We start from the raw sequence: 1,412 nt of genomic DNA, 5'->3' as shown, positions 1-1,412 counted from the left end.
ACAACGGTAGCATCTGAGACAACCTATAGTCTTAAGGTAACCAATCCGGTAACAGGTTGCTATAATACGGCAAATAACATAAAGGCGACTATAGCAGTTTGTGAGCAAGTAATGTTAGTGAGTGTATCTGGAAACGTGTTTAACGACCCCGATGCCTTGAATGTCAATAACAGTTCTGGAGATGCCAACCTAGTACCTGCTGGTATGACGGCGATTTTGGTCGACAATACGACGGGCTTGGTAACGGCCAACACGTCGGTAGGAACCGACGGTGTGTTCGACTTCGGCAACGTATCGCCCGGGGACTACACAGTAGTACTGAGCACCACAGCGGGTACCATCGGCAGCACGCCTCCCGCCACCGACTTACCTGTAGGCTGGCTGAATACGGGCGAGTTTACGGGGACCCCCGATAGTGGCAACGACGGCAGCGTCAATGGAAGTAGCGAAGTATTTACAGTTACGGCCACCGACGTTACGAACGTAAACTTCGGGATCCAGCAGCCGCCTACGGCCAATGTGGTGGTGATTCCAACGGTACCGAACCCTGGCGGGACCATCGCCACGGACTTTACCAGCAGCTTTGGTGGCGATGACCCCACGACGAATGGTATAGTAGCTTCGTTGAAGATCACTGAGTTCCCAACGAATGCCACGAGCATTAGCATCGACGGGGTGCTTTATACCGATCTGACGAGCATCGAAACGGCTTATCCTAATGGTATCCCAACGGATGCTTCTGGTGTACCGACGGTGCCTATCCTGGTAGATCCTACCGACGGAGCGCAGACGGTGGTAGTTCCGTATGTTACGATCGACAACGCTGGAGTAGCGTCTGTTACTCCTGGTAGCGTGACGGCGGGCTTTACGGTAGTGGTGAGTGTATCTGGAAACGTGTTTAACGACCCCGATGCCTTGAATGTCAATAACAGTTCTGGAGATGCCAACCTAGTACCTGCTGGTATGACGGCGATTTTGGTCGACAATACGACGGGCTTGGTAACGGCCAACACGTCGGTAGGAACCGACGGTGTGTTCGACTTCGGCAACGTATCGCCCGGGGACTACACAGTAGTGTTGAGTACCACATCGGGTACCATCGGCAGCACGCCTCCCGCCACCGACTTACCTGCAGGCTGGCTGAATACGGGTGAGTTTACGGGGACCCCCGATAGTGGCAACGACGGCAGCGTCAATGGAAGTAGCGAAGTGTTTACAGTTACGGCCACCGACGTTACGAACGTAAACTTCGGGATCCAGCAGCCGCCTACGGCCAATGTGGTGGTGATCCCTACGGTACCGAACCCTGGCGGAACGATCGCCACGGACTTTACCAGCAGCTTTGGTGGCGATGACCCCACGACGAATGGTATAGTAGCTTCGTTGAAGATCACTGAGTTCCCAACGAATGC

General features: G+C 54.0%; 1 pseudogene. It reads left to right on the top strand.

The features are described from left to right. Window positions 1–1,412: pseudogene (locus CLV98_RS23610) on the top strand (hypothetical protein); the annotation flags it as partial.

Origin of the sequence: Dyadobacter jejuensis (genome assembly GCF_003149085.1) — a bacterium.
GTDB lineage: Bacteria > Bacteroidota > Bacteroidia > Cytophagales > Spirosomataceae > Dyadobacter > Dyadobacter jejuensis.
The sequence above is the reverse complement of the archived record's forward strand: the minus strand, read 5'-3'. Positions and strand labels throughout refer to the sequence as shown.